The organism is Aeromicrobium sp. UBA7512, assembly GCF_002476985.1.
In the GTDB taxonomy this organism is placed as follows: Bacteria; Actinomycetota; Actinomycetes; order Propionibacteriales; family Nocardioidaceae; genus Aeromicrobium; species Aeromicrobium phoceense.
Map to the genome: position 1 here is coordinate 191,508 of NZ_DLNK01000005.1, position 23,827 is coordinate 215,334.

The window sequence follows — 23,827 nt, forward strand, 5'->3', positions numbered from 1 at the left end:
GGTCTCAGTGGGCGATGTTCTCGCCGGACTGCGCGTCGAACACCTGGATCTTGCTGGAGTCGACGTACAGCTCGGCGCTCTGGCCGCCGGCGACCTTCGACTCGGCGCTGAGCCGGGCGTTGACCTGCGTGCCGTCGCCGGCCATGTCCTGCCCGGTGTCCTTGGCCAGGTCGTCGAGATCGGCGTTCGCCGCCCCGCCCTGCACCGTGAAGTAGGCGTAGACGTCGGAGCCCATCTGCTCCACGAGGTCGACGTTCACCTCCACCCGCGCGCCGGGCACGTCGGAGGACACCAGCGAGGCGTCCTCGAAGTGCTCGGGCCGGATGCCCACGATGACGTCGCGGCTCGCGCTGCCCGACCGCAGCGCCTCGCGATACGCGTCGGGGACCGGCAGGTCGCCGATGGAGGTCGACAGCGACTCGCCCTCGATCGTGGCGGGCAGGAAGTTCATCGACGGGCTGCCGATGAAGCCCGCGACGAACAGGTTGTTGGGGTTGTCGTAGAGGTCGGTCGGCGAGCCCACCTGCTGGATCTTGCCGGCGCGCATGACCACGACCCGGTCGCCCAGCGTCATGGCCTCGGTCTGGTCGTGCGTGACGTAGACCGTGGTGGTGCCCAGCGTCTTCTGGATCCGCGCGACCTGCGTGCGCATCTGCACGCGCAGCTTGGCGTCGAGGTTCGACAGCGGCTCGTCCATGAGGAACGCCTTCGGGCTCCGCACGATGGCGCGGCCCATGGCGACGCGCTGGCGCTGGCCGCCCGACAGGTTGGACGGCTTGCGGTCCAGGTGCTGCTCCAGCTCGAGCATCTTCGCGGCCTCGGCGACCTTCTCCTTGATGGTGGACTTGTCCACACCGGCCAAGGTCAGCGGGAACGCCATGTTCTCGTAGACGGTCATGTGCGGGTACAGCGCGTAGGACTGGAACACCATGGCGATGTCGCGGTCCTTCGGCGCCTTGTCGTTGACGACCGTGCCGTCGATCTTGAGGTCACCGGTGGTGATGTCCTCCAGCCCCGCGATCATGTTCAGGGTGGTGGACTTACCACAGCCGGACGGGCCCACCAGGATGATGAACTCGCCGTCGGCGATCTCGAGGTTGAAGTCCTCCACCGCGAGGGCTCCGTCGGGGTACCGCTTGACCACGTGGTCCAGGACGATTTCAGCCATGATGATTCCTTTCAGCCCTTGACGGCGCCGCTGGTGAGGCCGGCAACGATCCGGCGCTGGAAGAAGAGGACGAAGATGACGATCGGGATGGTGATGACCACCGCGGCTGCGGCGATCGCCTGGGTGGGCTTCTCGAACGTCGTGGCGCCGGTGAAGTAGCTCAGGGCCGCCGGCACGGTGCGCGAGCGCTCACTGGAGGTCAGCGAGATGGCGAACAGGAAGTCGTTCCAGCAGGAGATGAAGACCAGGATGGCCGTGGTGAAGACGCCGGGCATCGCCAGCGGAGCGATCACCTTGCGGAACGCCTGGTAGGGCGTGGCGCCGTCCATCTTGGCCGCCTTCTCCAGCTCCCAGGGGATCTCGCGGAAGAAGGCGCTCAGGGTGTAGATCGCCAGCGGCAGGGCGAACGTGATGTAGGGGATGATCAGGCCGAGCCAGGTGTCGAACAGCCCGATGCCGGTCAGGATCTTGAACAGCGGCGTGACCAGCGCGATCTGCGGGAACATCGCGATCATCAGCGAGGCGCCCACGACGAACTTCTTGCCCGGGAAGTCCAGGCGCGCCACGGCGTAGGCCGCCATCGTTCCGACGACGATCGCGATGAACGTCGAGATGAGGCAGATGCCGATCGAGTTGATCAGGGCTCGGGTGAAGCTGTCGTTCTGGAAGATCGCCTCGTAGTGCTCCCCGGTGTACTGGCTCGGGAAGAAGCTGCCGTCGTTGAGGATCGCGTCGGGCTTGACCGACAGCGAGATGATCCACAGGACCGGGATGAACGCGTAGATGAGGACGATCGCGTTGACGCCCCACCAGATCGCCTTGCGCTTCGGTGTCTCCACTGCCGTGCTCATGGTCATCGCCTCCCTTCATCGGAGCCCGGCGCCGCGGCGCCGAACAGCTTCACGAAGATGAACGCGATGATCGCGATCGTGATGAAGATCAGCACCGACATCGTGGAGCCGATGCCCAGGTTGAGCCCTCGGATGAGGTTGTTGTACGCCACGATCGACACGCTGGAGGTGTCGTTGGCTCCGCTGGTCAGCACGTAGATGTTGTCGAAGACGCGGAAGGCGTCCAGCGTGCGGAACAGCACCGCGACCAGAATCGACGGCTTGATGAGCGGCACCGTCACCTTCCAGAAGCGCTGCCACGGGGAGGCGCCGTCGATCGAGGCCGCCTTGAGCAGGTCCTCGGGCACGAGCGCCAGGCCGGCCATCAGCAGCAGGGCCATGAAGGGGATGGTCTTCCAGACCTCGGCCAGCACGATGATCCAGAACGAGGACCAGTGGCCGGTCAGGGGTGCGTTGTCCCCGGCCAGCCAGCCGATGTCCTGGCTCCAGGCGAACCGCCAGCTGAACGCCGCGACGACCGTGACGATCGCGTACGGCACCAGCGCCGAGGTGCGGATGAGCCCGCGTCCGACGATCGTCCGGTGCATCACGATGGCCAGCCCCATGCCCAGCACCAGCTCGAACGCCACGCTGACCACGGTCAGCAGCAGCGTGAAGCCGAAGGCGCTCCACCAGATGTCGCTGGTGAGGACCGTGACGTAGTTGTCCAGGCCGACGAACTCGTTGTCGTCAGGGGTGCGCAGGTCCGCGCGGAACAGCGACAGCCAGATGGCGTACCCGATCGGGTACGCCGTGACGGCCACCATGAGGATCACGGCCGGCGCCACGAGCATCAGGCCCAGCCGGCGCTCGGCCTTCTTGCCCTCGCTGTAGCGCTGACGTGCGATCTCAGCACTCTCGTCGTCCGTGCGGGACTCGACCGGTGCGGTCGTGGTCATGGCAGGATCCCCTTCCCCACAATGGCGTCGTTGATCGCCGTGTCGAGCTCCTCGGCCGTGTTCTCACCGTCGATGCTCGACGGGGGCGAGAGTGTGGAGGAGATGATCGTCGAGATGTTCTGGTAGACCGGCGAGATCGGACGCGAGCTGGCCGCCTCGAGCGAGTCCAGGAGCACCTGGCCCTGCGGGTAGGCCTCCTTGAACTCCGCCTCCTCGAACACCGACTCGATGACGGGCGGCTCACCGGCCGTCAGCGAGTGCTTGAGCTGGTTCTCGGGGGAGCGCAGGCACATGGCCGCCTCGAACGACTCCTCCGGGTGCTCGCTGAACTTGCTGATGGCGAAGTTCATGCCGCCGACCGTGACCTTGGACGGCTGGCCCTCGACCGTGGCCGGGAACGGCGCGAACGCGAGGTCCTCGGCGATCTCGGGGCTGGCCTCGCGCATGGCGCTGAGGACGTACGGCCAGTTGAGGCTAAAGGCTGAGGCGCCGTTCTGGAGCTGGGCGAAGACCTCGGGCTCCTGCGAGTTCGACAGCGACGCGTTCGCCAGGCCCGACGTCGCGAGCTTGTTCAGCAGGTCCAGCGCCTGCACGGTCTTGTCGTCGATCGTGGTCTCGGTGCTGTCCTCGTTGACGATCGTGCCGCCGAACGAGGAGAGGATCGTGTTGAACCCGACGACGAGGCCCTCGTAACGGGCACCGGTGAAGCCGATCTCGTACGGGTCGCCCTCGGCCTTGAGCTTCTCGGCCATGTCGAACATCTCGTCCCACGTCTTCGGCGGCTCGCCGTTGCCCACCTTGTCGACGAGCGACTTGCGGTACCACATCAGCTGGGCGTTGGTGTGCTTCGGAATCGCGTAGAGCTTGTCCTTCCACGTCGCCGTCTCGAGCGGCACGGCGAGCGTGCCCTCGGACGCCTCGGCGCGCTGCGCGTCGGTCAGCGGGAGGATCCAGCCGGCCTCGGCGAACTCGGCGGTCCAGACGACGTCCATGCCGATCAGGTCCATGCCGGTGTCGCCCGCGGCGAGGCGGCGGACCATCTGCTCGCGCTGACCATCCGCGTCGCTGGGAACGAGGTTGCCCTCGATCTTCCACTTGCCCTCGGCCTGCTCGTTGCAGCCGTCGATGAGGTCCTGGAATCCCGTGGCGGACGCGCCGCCGAAGAGGTTGATGGTCGGGACCCCGCCCTCGTCACCGCCGCCACAGGCAGCCAGTGTCGCCATGAGGGTTGCGGCGGCAGCCAGCCCTATTCCACTGCGCGTCTTCCTCGATCGCCTAGTCACGTGCACCACCCGACCTTCCCCCGAGATCCTGCGGCGTGCGACTCGTGGAAATGTGACGCCGCTCACATGAAACTACGGCGGGTGGAAGAACGCCGCAAGTCCGGCGAGCGGGCGAATGTTCAGCCGGGGGCGATCCAAGCCGTGGTGTCGGTGGGCAGGCGGTGCCCGTCCAGCGGACCGCTCACGGCCAGGAGCTCGCCGTGGGGAAGGTCGATCGGATCCGCGCCGAAGTTCGTCACCACCTGCACCCGGCGACCGCCGGAGCCCACGACGGTGAACGCCAGGAGGTCGTCGGAGCCCTCCTGCCAGTGCAGCTCGCCACGGCCGAGGCCGTACTTGCGGCGCACGGTGAGCAGGCGCCGGTAGAACTCCAGCGTGCTGCCCGCGACGCCGTCCTGGCGGTTGGGCGCGAGGTCGCCGTACACCTCCGGCTGCGGCAGCCAGCTGCGGCCGGTGGGGGAGAACCCGAACGCGGGCTGGTCGGCGTGCCACGGCACGGGAACGCGGCAGCCGTCGCGGCCCACGTCCTTGCCCTCGGTGCGCGCGAACGTGGGGTCCTGGCGGACCTCGTCGGGCAGCGTCGTGGCCTCGGGCAGGCCGAGCTCCTCGCCCTGGTAGAGGTAGGCCGAGCCCGGCAGCGCGAGCATGACGCCCGTGGCGGCCCGCGCGCGGCGCAGGCCCAGCTCCGCATCGGGCTGGGGGTCGTCGGGACCGATGCCCAGCACGCGGGTCGCCCGGTCGATGTCGTACGACAGGCGCGACGCGTGACGCGGCACGTCGTGGTTCGACAGCACCCACGTCTGCGGCGCGCCGACGGCCGCGGTGGCCTCGAGTGCGGAGGTGATGGAGTCCCGCTGGTGCTGCGCCCTCCACGGGGTCATGAGGTAGCCGAAGTTGAACGACTGGTGCAGCTCGTCCGGCCGGACGTACTTGGCCAGGGACTCCTCGGGCACGACCCACGCCTCGGCCACCAGGATGCGGTCGGCGTCCTGGCCCTCGACGCGGTACTCGTCGACGAGGCGGCGCCAGTCGCGGTAGACCTCGTGCACGGCGGGCTTGTCCCACATCGGCTGGGCGGAGGTCGGGTGGATCGCGAGGTCGTAGTCGTCGGGCGCGTCCGGCAGGCCGGGCTCCTTGTGCAGGCCGTGCGCCACGTCGATGCGGAACCCGTCGACGCCGCGGTCGAGCCAGAAGCGCAGGACCGAGCGGAACTCCTCCTGGACCTCCGGGTTGTTCCAGTCGAAGTCGGGCTGGCTGGGGTCGAACAGGTGCAGGTACCACTGGCCGGGCGTGCCGTCGGGGTTCTGCACGCGGGTCCACGCCGGGCCGCCGAAGTTGCTCTCCCAGTTGTTCGGCGGGAGGTCGCCGTTCTCGCCCCGGCCGTCGTGGAAGATGTAGCGCGCGCGCTCGGGGCTGCCGGGATCCGCCGCGAGGGCCTCCTGGAACCAGGCGTGCTGGTCGGAGGAGTGGTTCGGGACGAGGTCGACGATGACGCGCAGGCCCAGCTCGTGGGCGCGGGCGGCCAGTGCGTCGAAGTCGGCGAGCGTGCCGAACAGCGGGTCGACATCGCGGTAGTCGGCCACGTCGTAGCCGGCGTCGTTCTGCGGGCTCGTGTAGAACGGCGACAGCCAGACGGCGTCGACGCCGAGCGCGACCAGGTGGTCCAGGTGCGCCGTGATGCCCGGCAGGTCGCCGATGCCGTCGCCGTCGGAGTCCGCCCACGAGCGCGGGTAGACCTGGTAGATCACGGCGTCCCGCCACCAGGCGGGAGTGGTGGTGTGGGTGCTGTCGACCATGGGAACTCCTTGGCGAGCGCGGGGGATAGGTTGGGCACATGACGCAGCGCACGCTTGTTCTCATCAAACCCGATGCCGTGGCCCGGGGCCTCGTGGGGGCCGTGCTCTCGCGGTACGAGGCCAAGGGATTGCGCATCGTGGCGATGGAGCACCGCGCGATCGACGCCGAGATGGCCGACGCCCACTACGCCGAGCACACCGAGCAGCCCTGGTACCCGCCGCTGCGCGAGTTCGCGGTGTCCGGCCCGCTCGTGGCCCTGGTGCTCGAGGGCGACGAGGCGATCGAGGTCGTGCGTGCGCTCAACGGCGTCACCGACGGCCGCAAGGCGGCGCCCGGCACGATCCGGGGCGACCTGTCGCTGTCCAACCGCGAGAACCTCGTGCACGCGTCGGACTCCGAGGAGTCCGCGGCGCGCGAGATGAGCCTGTGGTTCCCGGGGTTGTGACCCCATGGGCCCGCCGTTGATCCAGGCCTGCATCAACGGCGCGCGTCCTCCCGCAGTCCATCCGGCACTGCCCGTCACCCCGGTCGAGATCGCCTCGGACATCGCGGCGGTCCTGCGGGCCGGGGCCGACGGCGTCCACGTGCACCCCAAGGACGTCGACGGGCTCGACACCCTCGATCCCGACGCCGTCGACGCCGTGATCACGGCGGCCCGCTTCGTCCTGCCCTCGAGGCCGATCGGCGTCACCACCGGCGCGTGGGCCCTGCGCGACCCGGCCGCACGGGTGGCGGCCGTCCGCCGCTGGAGCGTGCTGCCCGACCTCGCGTCGGTCAACTGGCACGAGTCGGGGTCCGAGGCGGTGACCGCGGCGCTGCTCGAGCGAGGCATCGGCGTGGAGGCGGGCCTGTGGACGGTCGACGACGTCCGGGAGTGGGCCGTGTCGCCCCTGCGCGACGAGGCCGTCCGTGTCCTCCTCGAGCTGCCCGAGGGGATCGGCGACGCCCAGGTCGTCATCCTCGCCCAGGAGATGCTCGACGTGGTGCGCGAGGTCGCGCCCGCCGTCCCGGTGCTGCTGCACGGCGAGGCGCACTCCGCCTGGCCGACGCTGCGTCATGCGCTGCGCCTCGGCCTGCAGGCCCGCATCGGGCTGGAGGACACCCTGCAGCTGCCGGACGGCTCGATCGCCCCGGACAACGCCGCCCTGGTCCGGGCTGCGCGGTCGTTCGCCGACCAGCAGGCGGTAGACGTCGGCCTGCCCGAGCAGGACGACTCAGCGGTCTGACGGAGCCTGCTCCGCGAACTCCCCGTCGAGCCACGCGACGCGCCGCTCCAGCCAGCGTCGCAGCAGGTCGACCTCGTTCCGCCAGCCCTGGCCCACGTCGACGGCCGGGTCGGAGTTCGCGAACACGTACACCTCGGGGTCGTTGTCGAGGGCACTGGCGGCCACCGGCAGACCGGGGCCGTCGACCTCCGGAGGGCTGAAGTTGTCGACCGCGTCGTCGGCGATCACGGCCGCGCGCTCGTCGACGAAGTCCCCGATGGTGGAGAGGTCCTCGGACACCTCGGTCCACCGCTGCGCCACGCGCCCGGCGAAGTCGGGGTCGGACATCAGCACGTTGAAGTAGTGGCCCTGCGGCTCGTTCCAGACCTGCGTGGGCGAGAACGCGCGACGCCAGGCGGGGTCGTCGCTGATCGCGTACCAGGACCGCTGCAGCCACCAGCCCTTCGGATGGTCCAGGCGCCAGGAGCCGTTCCGGCGATTGCCCTGCGAGGCCGAGAAGTCCCACGGAGGCCCCATCGCCAGCGTGCCGTCACCGCGCAGCACGAAGTACACATCGTCGTAGAGCGGGCTGCCCAGGTTCTTGGTCACCTCGTTCAGCAGGTACCAGTCCACGAAGGAGTCGACGTCGATGCGGTCGCGGTAGCCGTTGTCGGGGAAGGCAGGGTCGTAGAGCAGGTCCTCCACGGCCTGGAAGCCCGCGGCCACCTCCTGCGGGTCGGCCTCCTCCGGGTCGGCAACGTGGACGCGCAGGCCTCGCTCGGTACTGAACCGCGGACCCTCGAGGTCGCGCGCGTCGGCCAGCAGCAGGACGTCGTCGTCGGCGAGCTCCGCGCGACCCTCCTGCGCGGTCGGGACCTCGCCGAACGAGTACAGGCCGCAGGGCGTGCCGTTGATCTCGAGGTTCGCCGGGACGAGTCGCGGTACCCAGTCGATCCCCAGGCGCCGGGCGATCTCCATCGCGGAGGCGGTGCGCAGCAGGGACCGGTCGGCGAACTCGTCGAGCAGCATCCAGTCGCGCGACGCCGGGAGCCCGAGCACGGAGGCGGGGTCGGCCAGCTCGACGGTGTACGGGCGCTTGAGGCCGTTGAACGGGTTGGCCGTCGCGGAGACGCGGACCTCGGCATCGAGCTCCTGCTGCTCCCCTTCGGAGGCGGTCACGGCCAGCTCGACGGACTGCGGGTCCGTGGCGCTCGTGACGAGGTCGCTGCACGGGGCGGCGGGCTCGGTGGCGAAGTCGTCGGTGGGGACGGTGAGCCGCACGGTGGCGACCCGTTCGACGTCCACCTGGGGCTGCTCGCGGGTCTCCTCGGCTGCCTCCGGGGCAGTTGCCTCGGGTGCCGCGCGGACGTTGACGACGATGACGAGCGCGAGGAGGGCCAGGGCCAGCAGGGCCGCCAGCGCCACGGCGGTCATTCTGGTCCGGCTCATGGTCCGACGATACGTCCCACGGGTCACGGGAGCACTCAGGAGCCCCCGGCGCCGAGACGGACGACGAAGGAACCGCAACCGAGGGTTACCGCCCGGTACGGTGTCGGGGTGAACCGATGGATGCCTTGGGTGTGGGCCGCGGTCGTCGGCATGCTCTACAGCCTGATCTCCCTGCTGTCGTGGCGGCGACTGACCGTGAACTCGTGGGACAACGCGATCTTCGAGCAGGCCGTCAAGGCCTACTCGCGGTTCGAGGCGCCGATCGTGCCGGTGAAGGGACCCGGGTACAACATCCTGGGCGACCACTTCTCGCCGATCGACGCACTCCTCGCGCCGGCGTACTGGCTGTTCCCCTACGGGCAGACGCTGCTCGTCGCGCAGGGGCTGCTGATCGGCCTGTCGGTGGTGCCGATCACGCGCCTCGCGGTCGACCGGCTCGGCCCGCGCGTGGGGTGGACCATCGCGCTGATGTACGGGTTGGCCTTCGGCTTCGGCAACGCCGTGGTGGCCGACTTCCACGAGGTCGCGTTCGCGGTGCCGATCCTGGCGATGGCGGGCGTGGCGTTCGTGGAGCAGCGGTACAGCGCCGTCGTGTGGTGGTCGCTGCCGCTGCTGCTGGTCAAGGAGGACATGGGCGTCACTGTCGCGGCCGTGGGCGTGGCGCTGTGGCTCGCCGGCGAGCGCAGGCGCGGACTCCTCCTCGCCCTGGGCGGGGCCGTCGCGCTCGTGCTGGTCGTGTGGGTGATCATCCCGGCGTTCAACACCGGCGGCGGCTACGACTACACCGGCAACCTGGGCGGCGAGGTGGGCGTCTGGGAGACGCTCACCACGGAGGCCGACCGCAAGCTCCTGACGCTGCTGCTGACCTTCGGCGTCACCGGCTTCGCGGCGCTGTGGTCGCCGTGGGCCGTGGTCGCGGCGCCCACCTTCCTGTGGCGATTCCTCGGCGACGTCGAGTACTACTGGGGCACCGAGTGGCACTACTCGATCGTCATCATGCCGATCGTGTTCGTCGCGATGATCGACGCGATCGGCAAGCGCCCGCGGCTGGAGTGGCCGGGTGTCGTGCTGGGCGCCGCGGTCGGCGGCTACCTGCTGGCCGGCGGGCCGGTGGTCCAGCTGCTCGAGCCCGAGACGTGGGACGCGTCGCCGCGGCGCGAGGCGATGCAGGAGGCGATCGCCACGATCCCCGAGGACGCCGTCGTCGAGACCGACATCGCGGTCCTGAAGTACCTCACCGGCAGCCACGACGCGGCCTACTGGATCGGCACGATCGGCGACGTCGTGCCCGACTACATCATCTTCGACCGCAACCTCACGCAGACCGACCCCATCCAGCACGGAGCCGAGCACGGTGCCTCGTACGAGGTGGTCTTCGAGCGCGACAACTACGTCGTCGCCCGCAAGGTGGGCTGATCTCGATACGCGTCTCGCTGCGCTCGCCAGCTACTCGATCACCGGGAGGCGGTGATCTCGATATGCCGCTCGTTCCTCGCGAGCTACTCGATCACCGGGTGGCGAGCTGGTGATCGAGTGCCGGCGAGCGGAGCGAGACGGTGTATCGAGATCAGGCACAACGACGAACGCCGCCCGCTCCAACGAGCAGGCGGCGTTCTCGGCTTCAGGCCATCAGGGGTGGGTCATGCTCATGACGTCCAGGGCGGCGTCGAGGTCGGCCTCGCTGATCTCGCCGCGCTCGACGTAGCCGTCCTCGATCACGACCTGGCGGATCGTCTTGCGCTCCTTGACCGACTTCTTCGCGATCGCGGCGGCGTTCTCGTAGCCGATGTGGCGGTTGAGCGGCGTCACGACCGACGGGCTCGACTCGGCCAGCTCGAGGCAGCGCTCCACGTCCGCGGTGATGCCGTCGATGCAGCGGTCGGCCAGCGTCGTGGAGGCGTTCGCCAGCAGGCGCATCGACTCCAGGATGTTGCGACCGATCACCGGCAGCATCACGTTGAGCTCGAAGGAGCCGGAGGCACCGGCGAACGCGATGGCGGCGTCGTTGCCGATGACCTGGGCGCACACCATGAGCGTGGCCTCGGGCAGGACCGGGTTGACCTTGCCGGGCATGATGCTCGAGCCGGGCTGCAGGTCGGGCAGGTGGATCTCGCCCAGACCCGTGCGCGGGCCCGAGCCCATCCAGCGCAGGTCGTTGTTGATCTTGACCAGGCTCACCGCGATGGTGCGCAGCTGGCCCGACATCTCGACCAGGCCGTCGCGGGCGCCCTGCGCCTCGAAGTGGTCGCGCGCCTCGGTCAGCGGCAGGCCGGTGCGCTCGGCGAGGATCTCGATGACGCGCTGCGGGAAGCCCTTCGGGGTGTTGATGCCCGTGCCCACGGCGGTACCACCGAGGGGGACCTCGGCCGTGCGGGGCAGAGAGGCCTCGACGCGCTCGATGCCGCGGCGGATCTGCGCGGCGTAGCCGGCGAACTCCTGGCCGAGGGTGACCGGCGTGGCGTCCATGAGGTGCGTGCGGCCGGACTTGACGACCTCGGCGAACTCGGCGGCCTTGGCCTCGAGGCTCGTCGCGAGGTGGTCGAGCGCGGGGATGAGGACCGTGAGGGCCGACTCGGTCGCGGCGACGTGGATCGAGGTGGGGAACACGTCGTTGCTGGACTGCGAGGCGTTGACGTGGTCGTTCGGGTGGACCTCGATGCCCGAGTTCCTCGTCGCGAGGGTCGCGATGACCTCGTTCGTGTTCATGTTGCTCGAGGTGCCCGAGCCGGTCTGGAAGACGTCGATCGGGAAGTGCGCGTCGTGGGCGCCGGTGGCGACCTCGTCGGCGGCGGCGACGATCGCGTCGGCCATCGCCTGGTCGAGGATGCCGAGCTCGGCGTTCGCGGTCGCGCAGGCGGCCTTGATCCGCGCCAGCGCGCGGATCTGCGCCGACTCGATGGGCGTTCCGGAGATCGGGAAGTTCTCGACGGCGCGCTGCGTCTGGGCGCGATAGAGGGCGTCGGCGGGGACCTTGACCTCGCCCATGGTGTCGTGCTCGATGCGCCACTGAGTGTTGTCGGTCATGCCTCGCACCTTAGTGGGCCGCGGTCGTCAGGACGTTGAGAGGTCGGGCCTCAGCGGGTGCGGGCGGCGGTGGCCGCGATGGCGTCGACGAAGGTCCCGTACAGCTGGGCCGGCAGGTCGTGGCCCATGCCGGCGATCTCGAGCAGCTCGGCCCCGTCGATGGCCGCGGCGGTGGCCCGGCCGCCCGAGCGGTGCACGAGCAGGTCCTTCGAGCCGTGGATGACCTGGGTGGGCACCGTGACCGCGCCGAGGCGCTCGGTGCGGTCGGGCTGGGTGAGCACGGCGAGCATGTGGCGGGAGACGCCGCTGGCGATCCAGCCCCGGTCGTAGGTCTCCAGGGCGCGGGCGTGGGCCACGTCGTCAGGGGTCGGGAACGCGGGGGAGGCCACCGCCTTGCCGTTCCTGACCGAGAGCTCGGCGTACTCGGGGCGGGTGCGGCCCGCCGACGCGAGCATCGTGCGCATGATCAGCGGGTGGATCCAGCCGACGCGGCGGCGACCCGTGGTGGACATGATCGACGTGAGCGAGCGGACCCGGTCGGCGTGCTCGACCGCGAGGGTCTGCGCGATCATGCCGCCCATCGAGACCCCCACGACGTGGGCCGCGTCGATGCCGAGGTGGTCCAGCAGCGCCGCGGCGTCGTCGGCGAGGTCGTCGAGCCCGTAGGGCGCCGAGCCGCGGCCGAGGTAGGCCTTCACGATGTCGGTCCGGGACACCCTGTGGTGGCGCAGCTTGGTGGAGCGGCCGGTGTCGCGGTTGTCGAACCGGGTCACGTGGAATCCGCGGGCGGCCAGCTGCACGCAGAACGCCTCGGGCCACCATGTCATCGGGCCGCCGAGCCCCATGATCAGCAGGACCGGCTCGTCGCCGGGGTCGCCGAACGTCTGGTGGCACAGGTCGAGCCCGCTGGGCAGGTGCGCGAACGACTCCTCGGAGACCGCGACGGACTCCTCGCGTGCCGGCCCTGGACCCATGGGCTCAGTGCTCGTAGTCGATGGAGGAGAAGGCCATCAGCTTCTGCAGGCGGTGCTCGCTGCGGATCGTGCGGATCGTGCCCGAGCGGGAACGCATGACGATCGACTCGGTGGTGGCGCTGCCGGCGCCGTACCGCACGCCGCGCATGAGGTTGCCCGTCGTGATGCCCGTGGCGACGAAGAAGCAGTCGTCGGCGGTGACGAGGTCCTCGGTGGACAGGATCCGGTCGAGGTCGTGGCCCGCGTCGATCGCGCGCTGGCGCTCCTCGTCGTCCACGGGCGTGAGGCGGCCCTGGATGACGCCGCCGAGGCACTTCATCGCGACCGCGGTGATGATGCCCTCGGGCGTTCCGCCGATGCCCAGCAGCAGGTCGACGCCGGAGTCGGGGCGGGCCGCGGTGATGCCGCCGGCGATGTCGCCGTCGGCGATGAACTTGATGCGGGCGCCGGTCTCGCGGATCTCGTGGACGAGTGCGTCGTGGCGGGGGCGGTCGAGCACGCAGACCGTGACGTCCTCGACGTCGAGGCCCTTGGCCTTGGCGACGATGCGGATGTTCTCGGCGGCGGGCAGGCGGATGTCGACCTTGTCGGCGGCCTCGGGGCCGGCGATGAGCTTCTCCATGTAGAAGACCGCGGAGGGGTCGTACATCGAGCCGCGCGGTGCGACGGCCATGACCGAGATGGCGTTGGGCAGGCTCTTGGCCGTGAGGGTGGTGCCGTCGATCGGGTCGACGGCGACGTCGCACTCGGGGCCGGTTCCGTCGCCGACGTGCTCGCCGTTGTAGAGCATGGGCGCGTCGTCCTTCTCGCCCTCGCCGATCACGACGACGCCGTCCATCGCGACGGTGTTGATCATCGACCGCATCGCGTTGACCGCGACGCCGTCGGCGCCGTTCTTGTCGCCCCGCCCGACCCAGCGGCCGGCGGCCATGGCCCCGGCTTCGGTCACCCGGACGAGGTCCAGGGCGAGGTTGCGGTCGGGGGCGGCCTCAGCGGGCTTCAGTCGGTCCACGCGGTCATCCTATCGGGCACGAAGGCTAGGCTGGCCAGCGCGACCGAACGGTTCTTCCCGGCACGACAGGAGCACGATGAGCGGGTACTCGCGAGGCAATCCGGCGATGGGCGACGTGGTGCGCTCGGTCCTCGTGCTCGGTGCCATCGTGGTGGGCCTGTTCCTGTTCGGCCGGCTCTTCACCGAGACACCCGACAACCCCACCTCCGAGGTCGACTGGCGCGGTGCCGCGTCGGGCGTGGAGGTGCGCGCCGGATTCGTGCCCCTCGTTCCCACCGAGCTGCCCGAGCGCTGGCGCGCCACACGGGCCGAGCTGATCGACGACCGCTGGCAGCTCAACGTGGTCACCGACGAGGGCGACTACGCGGGCCTGACGCAGCGGATCGGCGAGGCCGACGACCTGCCCAACCTCGTGGAGGACCGCGCGGCCGGCAGCACGCCCGACGGCGAGCAGAAGATCGCGGGCACGACGTGGCAGGTGTTCTCCGGACCCGACGACGCCGTCACCTTCGGCGCGGTCGTGGGCACCGAGCTCGTGGTGGTCACCAGCGGCGCCGAGCGCCCCGTGGTGGAGGACTACGTGGCCTCGCTGGAGCCCTTCGCGTCCTGACCCGGGTCGATCCGGGCCCGCGCGCCGTCGAGCCAGTGCTGACACGCCTCGGCGAGCGCCTCGCCGCGCTCCCACAGCGCCAGCGACTCCTCGAGCGTCGTGCCTCCGGTCTCGAGGCGCTGGACGATCGAGACCAGCTCGTCGCGGGCCTGCTCGTAGGAGAGCTCGGCCGGGTCGGTGGGCGTGGGTTCACTCATGCGGGTGCTCCTGCAGGTCGGTGACGCGGACGGTGGCGTGACCGTCGGTGAGGTGGAGGACGAGGTCCTCGCCGGCGGCGAGCGTCTCGACGGACGTGACGGCCCGGCCCGACGGGTCGAGGGCGACGGCGTAGCCGCGCTGCATCGTGGCCAGGGGTGAGAGGGCGCGAACGCGGGCCAGGTGGTGGCCGACCTCGTCGTGGGCCCGGTTCAGCCGGGCGCGCATCGCCAGCCGGGCGCGCTCGCGCTGGGCGGAGACCACGTCCTGCTGCGTGTCGACGAAGGCCGCGGGGGAGCGGAGTACGGGTCGGCTGCGCAGGGCGGCGAGCCCGGCCGCCTCGCGGTGCAGGTGGGCGGCGACGGCCTGGCGGGCTCGTTCGCGGGCGGCGGCCAGCCCGGCCAGCTCGTCGCCGACGTGGGGCACGACGCGCTTCGCGGCGTCGGTGGGGGTGGAGGCGCGCAGGTCGGCGACGAGGTCGAGCAGGGGCACGTCGGGCTCGTGCCCGATCGCGCTGACGACGGGTGTGGTGGCGCCGTGCACGGCCCGCACGAGCGCCTCGTCGGAGAAGGGGAGCAGGTCCTCGAGCGAGCCGCCGCCGCGGGCGATGACGATGACGTCGACGTGCTCGGCGGCGTCGAGCTCGCGCAGGGCGCCGATGACCGCCATCGCCGACTGCGACCCCTGCATCAGCGCGTGGCGCACCTCGATCGAGGCGCCGGGCCAGCGGTCGTGCACGTTCTGCAGGACGTCGCGCTCGGCGGCCGATCCCTTGCCGGTGACGAGCCCGATCGAGCGCGGCAGCAGCGGCAGCGGGCGCTTCCAGCGGGCCTCGAACAGGCCCTCGGCGGCCAGCAGCTGGCGGCGCCGCTCGAGCTGGGCGAGCAGCTCGCCCTCGCCGGTGGGGCGGATCTCCAGCAGCTTGAGCGAGAGACGGCCGTTGGGCGAGTAGAACTCGGGCTTGGCGTGCACGATCACGCGGGTGCCGTCGGTGATCGGGGTGGCGCTGGACTCGATCACGGCGCGGAACGCGATGGCACTGATGCTCATCGTGGCGGTGAGGTCGCGCAGGGTGAGGTAGTAGGTGTTGCCGCTCAGCTTCGGCTGCACGACCTCGGCCTCGACCCACACCGCGCCGAGGCGCGCGATCCAGCCCTGCAGCGCCAACGAGATGGAGCGCAGGGGAGCCGGGTTGTCCGCGCTCGTCTCCAGGGCCATGCGCCCACCCTATGAGGCGGCGCCGACGCTGCGGTCGTCTTCGGCGGGTCGGTAGGCTGGGCGACATGTCCACTCAGGTCAATCTCGGCATGCCCGGAACGTCGGGCCAGGTTCTCTTGGCCGACCCGCGAGGTTACTGCGCCGGCGTCGACCGAGCGGTCATCACCGTCGAGAAGGCGCTCGACCTCTACGGCGCGCCCGTCTACGTGCGCAAGCAGATCGTGCACAACAAGCACGTGGTGAACGACCTCGCCGCGCGCGGCGCGATCTTCGTGGAGGAGCTCGACGAGGTGCCTCACGGCGCCACCGTCGTGTTCAGCGCGCACGGCGTCTCGCCGGCCGTCCACGCCGAGGCCTCCGAGCGCAGCCTCAAGACGATCGACGCCACCTGCCCGCTGGTCACCAAGGTGCACCATGAGGCACGCCGCTTCGCCTCTGACGGCTACCGCATCCTGCTGATCGGGCACGCCGGTCACGAGGAGGTCGAGGGCACCGCGGGCGAGGCTCCCGAGCACATCACCCTGGTCGAGCACCCCGACGACGTCGACGGCCTCGAGTTTCCCGAGGGCACGCGGCTGAGCTGGCTGAGCCAGACCACTCTGAGCGTCGACGAGACGATGGAGACCGTCCGCCGGCTGCGCGAGAAGTTCCCGCAGCTGGAGGATCCGCCCAGCGACGACATCTGCTACGCCACCCAGAACCGCCAGGTCGCGGTGAAGGAGATCGCCAAGGACGCCGATCTGGTGATCGTCGTGGGCTCGTCTAACTCGTCGAACTCCGTGCGTCTCGTCGAGGTCGCGCTCGAGGCCGGCGCCAAGGCGTCGTACCGCATCGACGACATCACCGAGATCGACGAGGCGTGGCTCGAGGGCGTCAGCACCGTGGGCGTCACCTCCGGCGCCTCGGTCCCCGACGACCTCGTGCAGGACGTGCTCGGCTACCTCGGCGAGCGCGGCATCGGCAACGCCAAGGCCATCCGCACCGCCGACGAGTCGCTCATCTTCGCGCTGCCGCCCGAGCTGCGCCGTGACATGAAGGCCGCGGCGCAGGCCTGACGCCTCGCTGCTCGTCTCGAGGTCACGTCATCGGTGTGGTCTCGATTCACCGTCTCGCTGCGCTCGCCAGCACTCGATCACCGAGGCCGCCACCGGTGGTCGAGTGCCCGCGAGGAACGAGCGGCGGGGGCACCTCCCGCTTGCGGGGGAGTATCGAGACCGGTCAGCGACGACGGACCGGCTTGACCACCAGGGCGGTGCCGCCGCCCCGGCGCTGCGGCTCGGCCGCTGCGGTGGTGAGACCGCGGCGATCCACCTCGATCGTGGCGGCCGCGCCGATCTCCGCGGCCGACGTGAACGTGTCGCCCGACGGCACCAGCGTCTGACCGAACGGCGCGAGGTCGTCCGCGTACTGCTCGATGAAGGCCGGCTCGGCCGGGGTCGTGGCCGCGTTGCGCTGCGAGGCCCGCGGTGCCGCCACCGCCTCGGGCAGTGTCATGCCGAGGTCGATCCGGTTCATCAGGATCTGCAGCACGGTCGTGATGATCGTGGCGCCACCGGGGGAGCCCACCACGAACCGCACCTGGCCGTTCTTGGTGACGATCGTGGGCGACATCGACGAGCGCGGTCGCTTGCCCGGCTCGATCCGGTTCGGGTCGGTCGCGACGTACGTGGTGCTGAAGTCGGTCAGCTCGTTGTTCAGCAGGAACCCGCGACCGGGGACGGTGATGCCCGAGCCGCCGGTCTGCTCGATCGTGAGCGTGTACGCCACCGCGTTGCCCCACTTGTCGACCACGGACAGGTGCGTGGTGGAGACGTTCTCGGTGTCGCGCATCTCCTCGAAGGGCGCCGCGCCGCAGCCGGAGCCGTCGAGCGCGCCGGCCGGGACCGGGCGGGTGGACGCCTGGTTCGGGTCGATGGTGCAGTCACGCGAGTTGGCGAACCACTGGCTCAGCAGCGTGCGGGTGGGCACGTCGACGAACGCCGGGTCGCCCAGGTAGGCGGCACGATCGGCGAAGGCCCGGGCCGAGGCCTCGAGGTAGAGGTGCAGGCTCTGGCCGATCCGGGCGCCGCCGCCGAGACGGTGGTTCTCCAGGATGTTGAGTGCCTCGCCGACGGCGATGCCGCCGGACGACGAGGGCGCCATGCCGTAGACGTCGTAGCCGCGATAGTTCACCTTCGTGGGCTTCTGCAGGCGCACGGAGTAGCCGGCGAGGTCGCGCGTGGTCATCGACCCGGGCGGCACCGGCAGCGTGGTGTCGGGGCTCTTGGGCGGAGCCTGGACGGTGCGGGCGATGTCCTCGGCGAGCGCTCCGCGGTAGAACGCCTGCGGTCCGCGCCGCGCGATGAGCGCATAGGTCCGGGCGAGGTCGGGGTTGCGGAAGCGCGAGCCGACGACCGGCAGCTGGCCGCCCGGCAGGAACAGCCGCGCGGTCTCGGGGAAGGCGGCGAAGCGCGTCGCGTTGTCCTTCGTCTGGTTCTGGAAAGTCTGGTCCACCGTGAAGCCACGCGCGGCGAGCGAGGTGGCCGGCGCCAGGTTCCGCTTGAGGGAGCGCTTGCCGAACAGGCGGGTCGCCTTGTCCCACGTGGCGACCGTGCCGGGGACGCCGACGGAGACGCCCGAGGAGACCAGGTCGGCGAACGGGCGCGGCTGGTTCGTCGCCGGGTCGTAGAACGTGGTGGGGGTGACGCCCGCCGGAGCGGTCTCGCGGCCGTCGATCGTCGTCACCCTGCCGGTGCGGCCGTCGCGGAACACGAAGTAGCCGCCTCCGCCGACACCGGCGCTGTAGGGCTCGGTGACGCCGAGCGCGGCAGCGGTGGCCACGGCGGCATCGGCCGCGTTGCCCCCGGACTTGAGGACGGAGAGTCCGACCTGGCTCGCGTCACGGTCGACCGAGCTGACGGCACCGCCGTAGCCGTAGGCCGTGGGGCCCGCGGCGGTGGGGCGATCGGGGTGGTGGCCCCCACGGGCCTGGGCCGGTGACTGCAGGGCCACCGCGCCGGCGGCCAGGGTGAGGGCCGACAGGGCGGCGACGGAACGGCGGACGAACATGGTTTCCCCCCGGAAAGTGGTCGTCCTGCCACGGTAGGTCTCGCCCGGCAACTGGGCAACCGGGTCGTTAGGGTGGGGGGCCGCCTCGGGGAGGGGCGCGCCCGTACCGAGCGAAGGGGAGTTCCATGCGCCGCGATCAGACGCTGCTGCTGACCAAGGTGATCTCGTGCGTGGTGGCCGCGGGGGTGCTCCTGTACCTGCCGATCCTCATCGACGAGTCCGACGATCCGGAGCCCGGCCTGCTCTTCCTGACGCTGCTGATCTCCGGCATGGTCGCCGGCGTTCCCGTGCTGGTCAGCGCGGTCGTGCACGGGTGGGCGGGTCGCGCCGACACGTGGACGCCGCTGGTGGCCTCGGCGGCCACGGTGGCCGCGACGGTCATCCTGCTGACGAAGGGCGGTCGGGTCGCGAACCTGCTTCCCACGGCGTTCGTCCTCATCGCGCTCTTCACCGCGCTGATGTTCGTCGGGCTGTGGGTGGCGCGCCGGGTGTCGGGCGGCGGCGCGAAGGGGCTCAGCGCCGAGCGCTGAGTATCCGCGCCACGATCACGGCGATGGCCAGGGCGTGCCCGATCAGCAGGGGTACGCCGTGGGCGATCGTCGCGTTCAGCGTCAGGCCGAACACGCCGGTGGTCTCGGGCAGCCCCTCGATCACGATCGCGTCCGGAACGGTGGAGGCGAGCAGCAGCAGGGCACCGACCAGCAGCACCGGCGGCAGGACGCCGACGGTGAACAGCCCGGTCTCCTGCACCGCGGCGGCGGCCGTAAGGACCACCAGGACGAAGCCGACGGCGAAGGCGGGGCCGAGGCGCCCGTCGATGAGGTCGAGGCCCGTGACGGCGGCGAGGGTGAGCACGGCGCACAGGACCGTGGCACGCGGCGTCAGGTCGTACCTGGAGGCCGCGGCCGGAGTCCTGGCCAGGGCCATGACGGCGCCGGCTGCCGGCGAGCTCATGGTCATGAACTTAGTTCATCGAGCAGCTCGGGAGCGGTCATGACGCGGGGTGTCGCCTCGATCACACGCGGGTGGAACGGCGGGGTGTCGTCGACCTTCAGGTCGTGCAGTCGCCGGGCGCTGACGAGCAGGCGCGACTCCACCGAGGCGACCGTGTCGTTGTACGAGCGCACGGCGCGCTCGAGTGACGATCCGAGCCGGTCCACGTGGCCGGCGACCGTGCCGAGGCGCTCGTAGAGCTCGCTGGCGACGCGGTGGATCTCGCGGGCGTTCTCCGCGAGCGACTCCTGGGTCCACGCGAGGGCGACCGTGCGCAGCAGTGCCACCAGGGTGGTGGGGGAGGCCAGCACGACCTGCCGCTCGGCCGCGTGCTCCAGCAGCCCCGTGTCGGCCTCGAGGGCCGCCGAGAGGAACGACTCGCCGGGCACGAACAGCACCACGAACTGGGGCGCGGAGTCGAACTGGCGCCAGTAGGACTTGGCCGCGAGCTGGTCGACGTGGCTGCGCAGCTGGCGGGCGTGCCGGTCGAGGTGGGCCTCGCGGGCGTCGGGGTCGTCGCTGGCCGTGGCGTCGAGGAAGGCGTCGAGCGGCACCTTCGCGTCGACGACGATGTCGCGGCCGCCGACCAGCCGCACGACCATGTCGGGGCGCAGGCGGCCATCCTCGGTCGTGACCTGGAGGTCGAAGTCGCAGTGCTGCGTCATGCCGGCGAGCTCGGCGGTGCGCCGCAGGTGCATCTCGCCCCAGCGGCCGCGGACCTCGGGCCGGCGCAGGGCGGTGGACAGCGAGGCGGTCTCGCGGCGCAGGGCCTCGCCCGTGACCCGCACGGACTCCACCTGCTCGCGCAGCTGGGCGTGCCACTCGATGCGGCTGGACTCGAGGTCGCGCAGCCGCGTGTCGAAGCGGTCGAGGCTCTCGCGGACCGGCGCGACGGCGCGGGAGGTGGCGGTGGTGGCGATCTCGACGTCGTGCGCCGACGCGGTGCGCGTGCGGGTGCCGAGGAGGTAGCCGAGCGCGCCGGCGAGGCCGGCGAACAGGAGCAGGACGAGCAGCGCGGTCAGGCTGGGGAAGGTGGCCATGCGGCCATGGTGGCGGCGGGCACCGACAGTTCCCGGTCGCGAGGGCGTGGAGCGGTGGACACGGTGCGGTCGGGCGGGTCACGATCGAGACACCGGCGCACCCAGGAGGCACCATGCCGAAGATGACACTCACGATCAGCACGACGCTGGAGCCGCGCGGTCCCGCGGCGGCGGTGATCCTCACCGACCAGCAGGTGGCCTCGTTCGGCGCCGGCAAGTCGTTCCCCGTGCGGATCACGATCGGTGGCGTCACCGAGCCGGCGCGCCTCGCCCGCATGGATGCGGAGAACCTGATCGGCCTCAGCAAGGCCAAGCGGGAGGCGCTCGGCGTGAAGATCGGGGACGAGGTGGACGTGCGGATCGAGCTCGACGACGCTCCTCGTGAGGTCGACGTGCCCGATGCGCTCGCGGAGGCGCTGGCCGCGGCGGGACTGCGGGAGGCCTTCGATGCGCTGGCCTACTCGCACCGCAAGGAGCACGCGCGCTCGGTGGAGGAGGCGAAGAAGGACGACACGCGGGAGCGCCGGGTCCAGAAGGTCCTCGACGCCCTCCGCGGGTCGTGAGGGGTCAGCCCTGCGAGAGGTCGGCGACCTCGTAGCTCCAGACCTCGCTGTGGGTGGACACGGGCTTCGGCGCCTCGCCGCCCGACCGCTCGGACTCCGAGCGGTGTCCGTGCCCGAACGCGGGGGAGCTCAGCCACGCCTGGAACGACTCCTCGTCGCGCCAGCGAGTGACGACGAGCCACTGCTCGCGGTCGTCGGTGGGCTTGAGGAGCTCGAACCCCTCGAAGCCCTCCTGGCCGTCGACGGCTCCGGCGCGCTTGGCGAAGCGGTGGGCGAGCTCGTCGCCGGAGTCCTTGGGCACGGTGATGGCGTTGATCTTGATGACGGTCACGCCAGCCATGATCCCACCGACTCCGGATCCAGGACCAGCACGGCGTCCTCGTCGTCCTGCCACGCGATGCGGCCCGGGACACTCGCGGCCTGCTCGACCGAGAGCAGGGTGACGAACGCACCGCCGGGTGCGAGCCAGGCGGCGAGCGGCGCGACGACGGCGCGCAGGTGGTCGAGCCCGTCCCCGCCGCCGTCGACGGTCGAACGCGGCTCGTGGGCGCGAAAGTCGGGGTGGATGCCGTCGACGCGCGTGCTGGGGACGTGGGGGAGGTAGCCGACCGCGAGGTCGATCCGTCCGCGCAGGCTGCGCGGCAGGCCGTTCCACCAAGAGCCGTGGTGGGCGGTGAAGCCGAACCGCCGGCCGTTCGCGCGGGCCACGACGACCGCGGTGGGGTCGAGGTCGACGGCGTGGATCTGCGCGGCGGGCAGCAGCCGGCTCATCGCCGCGGCCAGCGCCCCGGACCCACAGCCGAGGTCGACGACGATGCGGGCGTCGGGCCGGTGGGCGGCGGCCGCCTCGGGGATCGCCTCGGCCCGGCGGCGCGGGACGAACACGCCCTCGGCGACCGCGACGGTCACGCCGTCGAACTCGGCCACACCCACGGCCTGCTCGAGCGGGACGCCGGCCACCCGGGCCGTGACCGCGCGCTCGACGTCGCCGGGATCGACGAGGTGGCGGCGCACGAAGGCGGCCTCGCGCTCGGCGAACACACAGCCCGCGGCGCGCAGCCGGGCGATGATCGGGTCGCTCTCCACGACTCGATCATCGCCCGGTCGGCTCATCGGGCTGCCGTCAGGGCAGCAGCCACAGGGAGCTGCAGTTCGACCTCACGGACTTGCCCGTCAGACGGTCGGCGAGCCAGTCGTGGGTCTGGCCCAGGCGCGTGATGGCCGGACCGAGGTGGTTGAGCGCCGTGCCGCCGGTGCCGACGAGCTGCACCACCGGGGTGTAGGTGACGTTCACGCCCTTCGCGCACCAGTCCTTCGCCAGCTGCTTGGCCTGCGCGTGGTCGACGATGTCGTCCTTCGTGCCCGTGAGCACCTGCACCGGCACGTTCGGCTTGAGGCGGCCGATCCGCTGGGCGTCGACGGGGGCGCGCAGCGCGGGGTCGGCCTTGACGATGTCGTACAGCGACTGGCCCGTGGTGGTCCACTTCGAGGTCTTCTGGAACCCGTACGAGAACAGCGTGCCACCGATGCACTGGGTCTTGACCTTCTCCAGCGCCTCCTTGCCGGCCGGCGTCGCGAGCTGGTCGAGCGCACCCTGCAGCTCGGGGTGGTACGGCGTGATGCCGTTGATCGCGTACGCGATGACGCCCGTGAGGTCGGTGCCGTCGGCGGACTTGAGCACCTCGACCAGGTTCGCCGGGGGAGCACCGGCGTAGGCGCCCTTCAGGTTCAGCTCGGGGGCGTAGGTGGGGGCGAGCTCGGCCGCGGAGCCGGCCGCGCCGCCACCCTGCGAGTAGCCGTAGAGGCCGATCGGCGAGGACGTCGTCACCGACGTGTCGGGCAGGTTCAGCGCGGCGCGGGCGGCGTCGAGGAGAGCCTGACCCATGTCGAGGCGGTTCGTGTAGGTGTGCACGCGGTCGGTGGTGCCCAGGCCGATGTAGTCGGTCAGGACGACGGCCATGCCGCGGTTGAGGAAGTCGTGGATGCTCGGGATCTCGTAGCCGATGCCGAACTCGTCGCCCTCGACGTTGAGGAAGGTCTCCAGCGACTTGGAGGGGGCGCACGCGTCACCCTGTCCCTGGGTGCCGGCGGCGACCGCGACCAGCGGGCGGGGGCCGGTGCCGGTCCACTTCTTCGTGGGCTCGATGTACGCGCCGCTGACGGCGGCGGGGGCGCCGGCCTCGTCGGTGGAGGTGTACATGATCCGCGTGGCCTTGCCCGGGAGGTAGAGGCCGTTGAGGGTCAGCGCGAGCTTCATCGGCTCGGTGCGGATGACCGTGCCCTTGCCGGCCGGCAGGTCCGCGGGCGGGTCGTAGAACGTGGGCGCGGCGGTGGCCTGGGGTGCCGCGGCGAGGCCGGCGACGAGGGCGCCGGCGGCCGCGAGGCCGAGGAATCTTGCGGAACGGAACACAGGGTACTCCCAAGTAATGTGACGCTGGTCACGCGAAAGGTATCACGGA

At 71.0% G+C, this 23,827-nt stretch carries 24 protein-coding genes; 7 read left to right on the plus strand and 17 right to left on the minus strand.

Annotation, left to right across the window (positions count from 1 at the left end; genetic code table 11):
- Positions 1–4: 4 nt before the first annotated feature.
- The 5 genes from B2363_RS07275 to B2363_RS07295 all read right to left on the minus strand — a co-directional run bounded on the left by B2363_RS07275 (position 5) and on the right by B2363_RS07295 (position 6,036).
- Entirely contained in the window at positions 5–1,168 is a 1,164-nt protein-coding gene (locus B2363_RS07275; RefSeq protein ID WP_181754928.1) for an ABC transporter ATP-binding protein, read from the minus strand.
- An 11-nt stretch (positions 1,169–1,179) separates the two neighbouring features.
- Positions 1,180–2,019 carry a carbohydrate ABC transporter permease gene (locus B2363_RS07280; RefSeq protein WP_078701265.1) on the minus strand — a complete coding sequence of 280 codons (840 nt, stop codon included), beginning with the start codon at positions 2,017–2,019 and terminating at the stop codon, positions 1,180–1,182.
- Between the two features lie 2 nt (positions 2,020–2,021).
- Positions 2,022–2,957, minus strand: coding sequence for a carbohydrate ABC transporter permease (locus B2363_RS07285; RefSeq protein WP_286929433.1), 936 nt, complete (start codon positions 2,955–2,957; stop codon positions 2,022–2,024).
- A complete protein-coding gene (locus B2363_RS07290; RefSeq protein WP_286929434.1) occupies positions 2,954–4,180 on the minus strand; it encodes an ABC transporter substrate-binding protein in 1,227 nt (408 codons plus the stop codon). The genes B2363_RS07285 and B2363_RS07290 overlap by 4 nt, the downstream gene beginning before the upstream one ends.
- 179 nt (positions 4,181–4,359) lie before the next feature.
- Positions 4,360–6,036: an alpha-amylase family glycosyl hydrolase gene (locus tag B2363_RS07295; protein WP_286929435.1), complete on the minus strand. Its 1,677-nt coding sequence runs from the start codon at positions 6,034–6,036 to the stop codon at positions 4,360–4,362.
- A gap of 38 nt (positions 6,037–6,074) precedes the next feature.
- Between B2363_RS07295 and ndk the strand changes: the two genes are divergently transcribed.
- Together ndk and B2363_RS07305 are read left to right on the plus strand one after the other, a co-directional pair.
- Entirely contained in the window at positions 6,075–6,482 is a 408-nt protein-coding gene (gene ndk, locus B2363_RS07300) for a nucleoside-diphosphate kinase (RefSeq protein WP_181754935.1), read from the plus strand.
- Positions 6,483–6,486: 4 nt separating this feature from the next.
- On the plus strand, positions 6,487–7,263 hold the full coding sequence (locus B2363_RS07305; RefSeq protein WP_286929436.1) for a 3-keto-5-aminohexanoate cleavage protein: 777 nt from the start codon (positions 6,487–6,489) through the stop codon (positions 7,261–7,263).
- Here the strand turns inward: B2363_RS07305 and B2363_RS07310 are convergent.
- On the minus strand, positions 7,252–8,691 hold the full coding sequence (locus tag B2363_RS07310; RefSeq protein ID WP_286929437.1) for a CotH kinase family protein: 1,440 nt from the start codon (positions 8,689–8,691) through the stop codon (positions 7,252–7,254). The two genes, B2363_RS07305 and B2363_RS07310, sit on opposite strands and share 12 nt — an antisense overlap.
- Positions 8,692–8,799: 108 nt before the next feature.
- Between B2363_RS07310 and B2363_RS07315 the strand changes: the two genes are divergently transcribed.
- Positions 8,800–10,107: a DUF2079 domain-containing protein gene (locus tag B2363_RS07315; protein ID WP_286929438.1), complete on the plus strand. Its 1,308-nt coding sequence runs from the start codon at positions 8,800–8,802 to the stop codon at positions 10,105–10,107.
- Between the two features lie 213 nt (positions 10,108–10,320).
- Here the strand turns inward: B2363_RS07315 and B2363_RS07320 are convergent, their stop codons facing one another.
- Genes B2363_RS07320 through glpX form a run of 3 tightly spaced genes read right to left on the minus strand, consistent with a single transcriptional unit; the run spans position 10,321 to position 13,701 of the window.
- Positions 10,321–11,715 carry a class II fumarate hydratase gene (locus B2363_RS07320; RefSeq protein WP_286929439.1) on the minus strand — a complete coding sequence of 465 codons (1,395 nt, stop codon included), beginning with the start codon at positions 11,713–11,715 and terminating at the stop codon, positions 10,321–10,323.
- Positions 11,716–11,765: 50 nt separating this feature from the next.
- Entirely contained in the window at positions 11,766–12,689 is a 924-nt protein-coding gene (locus B2363_RS07325; RefSeq protein WP_286929440.1) for an alpha/beta fold hydrolase, read from the minus strand.
- Positions 12,690–12,693: 4 nt separating this feature from the next.
- Positions 12,694–13,701: a class II fructose-bisphosphatase gene (glpX, locus tag B2363_RS07330; protein ID WP_181754959.1), complete on the minus strand. Its 1,008-nt coding sequence runs from the start codon at positions 13,699–13,701 to the stop codon at positions 12,694–12,696.
- A gap of 76 nt (positions 13,702–13,777) precedes the next feature.
- Here glpX and B2363_RS07335 point away from each other — a divergent pair, with 76 nt between their 5' ends.
- Positions 13,778–14,311, plus strand: coding sequence for a DUF4245 domain-containing protein (locus B2363_RS07335; protein WP_286929441.1), 534 nt, complete (start codon positions 13,778–13,780; stop codon positions 14,309–14,311).
- Here the strand turns inward: B2363_RS07335 and B2363_RS07340 are convergent.
- Positions 14,278–14,508: an exodeoxyribonuclease VII small subunit gene (locus B2363_RS07340; RefSeq protein WP_286929442.1), complete on the minus strand. Its 231-nt coding sequence runs from the start codon at positions 14,506–14,508 to the stop codon at positions 14,278–14,280. The two genes, B2363_RS07335 and B2363_RS07340, sit on opposite strands and share 34 nt — an antisense overlap.
- A complete protein-coding gene (xseA, locus tag B2363_RS07345) occupies positions 14,501–15,724 on the minus strand; it encodes an exodeoxyribonuclease VII large subunit (RefSeq protein ID WP_286929443.1) in 1,224 nt (407 codons plus the stop codon). The genes B2363_RS07340 and xseA overlap by 8 nt, the downstream gene beginning before the upstream one ends.
- Positions 15,725–15,789: 65 nt before the next feature.
- On the opposite strand from xseA, the gene B2363_RS07350 reads away from it, so the two are divergent.
- Positions 15,790–16,779, plus strand: a complete 990-nt coding sequence (locus B2363_RS07350) for a 4-hydroxy-3-methylbut-2-enyl diphosphate reductase (protein WP_286929444.1) — start codon at positions 15,790–15,792, stop codon at positions 16,777–16,779.
- A gap of 163 nt (positions 16,780–16,942) precedes the next feature.
- On the opposite strand, the gene ggt is transcribed toward B2363_RS07350, so the two are convergent.
- Positions 16,943–18,772 carry a gamma-glutamyltransferase gene (ggt, locus tag B2363_RS07355; protein ID WP_286929445.1) on the minus strand — a complete coding sequence of 610 codons (1,830 nt, stop codon included), beginning with the start codon at positions 18,770–18,772 and terminating at the stop codon, positions 16,943–16,945.
- 125 nt (positions 18,773–18,897) lie between these two features.
- Here ggt and B2363_RS07360 point away from each other — a divergent pair, with 125 nt between their 5' ends.
- Entirely contained in the window at positions 18,898–19,302 is a 405-nt protein-coding gene (locus B2363_RS07360) for a hypothetical protein (protein ID WP_286929446.1), read from the plus strand.
- On the opposite strand, the gene B2363_RS07365 is transcribed toward B2363_RS07360, so the two are convergent.
- Together B2363_RS07365 and B2363_RS07370 are read right to left on the minus strand one after the other, a co-directional pair.
- Positions 19,286–19,726 carry a DUF6542 domain-containing protein gene (locus B2363_RS07365; protein ID WP_286929447.1) on the minus strand — a complete coding sequence of 147 codons (441 nt, stop codon included), beginning with the start codon at positions 19,724–19,726 and terminating at the stop codon, positions 19,286–19,288. The two genes, B2363_RS07360 and B2363_RS07365, sit on opposite strands and share 17 nt — an antisense overlap.
- A 2-nt stretch (positions 19,727–19,728) precedes the next feature.
- The gene (locus B2363_RS07370; protein ID WP_286929448.1) at positions 19,729–20,805 is read right to left on the minus strand and encodes a DNA recombination protein RmuC; all 1,077 of its coding nucleotides are present in this window, start codon (positions 20,803–20,805) and stop codon (positions 19,729–19,731) included.
- A gap of 113 nt (positions 20,806–20,918) precedes the next feature.
- On the opposite strand from B2363_RS07370, the gene B2363_RS07375 reads away from it, so the two are divergent.
- Positions 20,919–21,368: a YdeI/OmpD-associated family protein gene (locus B2363_RS07375; protein ID WP_286929449.1), complete on the plus strand. Its 450-nt coding sequence runs from the start codon at positions 20,919–20,921 to the stop codon at positions 21,366–21,368.
- 4 nt (positions 21,369–21,372) lie between these two features.
- Here B2363_RS07375 and B2363_RS07380 read toward each other — a convergent pair whose 3' ends face one another.
- Genes B2363_RS07380 through B2363_RS07390 form a run of 3 tightly spaced genes read right to left on the minus strand, consistent with a single transcriptional unit; the run spans position 21,373 to position 23,778 of the window.
- The gene (locus tag B2363_RS07380; protein ID WP_286929450.1) at positions 21,373–21,699 is read right to left on the minus strand and encodes an antibiotic biosynthesis monooxygenase family protein; all 327 of its coding nucleotides are present in this window, start codon (positions 21,697–21,699) and stop codon (positions 21,373–21,375) included.
- Complete coding sequence (locus tag B2363_RS07385; protein ID WP_286929451.1) at positions 21,696–22,454, minus strand: 50S ribosomal protein L11 methyltransferase; 759 nt, start codon at positions 22,452–22,454, stop codon at positions 21,696–21,698. The genes B2363_RS07380 and B2363_RS07385 overlap by 4 nt, the downstream gene beginning before the upstream one ends.
- A gap of 37 nt (positions 22,455–22,491) precedes the next feature.
- On the minus strand, positions 22,492–23,778 hold the full coding sequence (locus B2363_RS07390; RefSeq protein ID WP_181754978.1) for a lipase family protein: 1,287 nt from the start codon (positions 23,776–23,778) through the stop codon (positions 22,492–22,494).
- Between the last annotated feature and the right edge of the window lie 49 nt (positions 23,779–23,827).

Bases quoted from the DNA above. Each gene is read 5' to 3' on its own strand.
- B2363_RS07275 (WP_181754928.1), bottom strand. From the start codon at position 1,168: ATGGCTGAAATCGTCCTGGACCACGTGGTCAAGCGGTACCCCGACGGA.
- B2363_RS07280 (WP_078701265.1), bottom strand. From the start codon at position 2,019: ATGAGCACGGCAGTGGAGACACCGAAGCGCAAGGCGATCTGGTGGGGC.
- B2363_RS07285 (WP_286929433.1), bottom strand. From the start codon at position 2,957: ATGACCACGACCGCACCGGTCGAGTCCCGCACGGACGACGAGAGTGCT.
- B2363_RS07290 (WP_286929434.1), bottom strand. From the start codon at position 4,180: ATGGCGACACTGGCTGCCTGTGGCGGCGGTGACGAGGGCGGGGTCCCG.
- B2363_RS07295 (WP_286929435.1), bottom strand. From the start codon at position 6,036: ATGGTCGACAGCACCCACACCACCACTCCCGCCTGGTGGCGGGACGCC.
- ndk (WP_181754935.1), top strand. From the start codon at position 6,075: ATGACGCAGCGCACGCTTGTTCTCATCAAACCCGATGCCGTGGCCCGG.
- B2363_RS07305 (WP_286929436.1), top strand. From the start codon at position 6,487: ATGGGCCCGCCGTTGATCCAGGCCTGCATCAACGGCGCGCGTCCTCCC.
- B2363_RS07310 (WP_286929437.1), bottom strand. From the start codon at position 8,691: ATGAGCCGGACCAGAATGACCGCCGTGGCGCTGGCGGCCCTGCTGGCC.
- B2363_RS07320 (WP_286929439.1), bottom strand. From the start codon at position 11,715: ATGACCGACAACACTCAGTGGCGCATCGAGCACGACACCATGGGCGAG.
- B2363_RS07325 (WP_286929440.1), bottom strand. From the start codon at position 12,689: ATGGGTCCAGGGCCGGCACGCGAGGAGTCCGTCGCGGTCTCCGAGGAG.
- B2363_RS07335 (WP_286929441.1), top strand. From the start codon at position 13,778: ATGAGCGGGTACTCGCGAGGCAATCCGGCGATGGGCGACGTGGTGCGC.
- B2363_RS07340 (WP_286929442.1), bottom strand. From the start codon at position 14,508: ATGAGTGAACCCACGCCCACCGACCCGGCCGAGCTCTCCTACGAGCAG.
- xseA (WP_286929443.1), bottom strand. From the start codon at position 15,724: ATGGCCCTGGAGACGAGCGCGGACAACCCGGCTCCCCTGCGCTCCATC.
- B2363_RS07350 (WP_286929444.1), top strand. From the start codon at position 15,790: ATGTCCACTCAGGTCAATCTCGGCATGCCCGGAACGTCGGGCCAGGTT.
- ggt (WP_286929445.1), bottom strand. From the start codon at position 18,772: ATGTTCGTCCGCCGTTCCGTCGCCGCCCTGTCGGCCCTCACCCTGGCC.
- B2363_RS07360 (WP_286929446.1), top strand. From the start codon at position 18,898: ATGCGCCGCGATCAGACGCTGCTGCTGACCAAGGTGATCTCGTGCGTG.
- B2363_RS07365 (WP_286929447.1), bottom strand. From the start codon at position 19,726: ATGAGCTCGCCGGCAGCCGGCGCCGTCATGGCCCTGGCCAGGACTCCG.
- B2363_RS07370 (WP_286929448.1), bottom strand. From the start codon at position 20,805: ATGGCCACCTTCCCCAGCCTGACCGCGCTGCTCGTCCTGCTCCTGTTC.
- B2363_RS07375 (WP_286929449.1), top strand. From the start codon at position 20,919: ATGCCGAAGATGACACTCACGATCAGCACGACGCTGGAGCCGCGCGGT.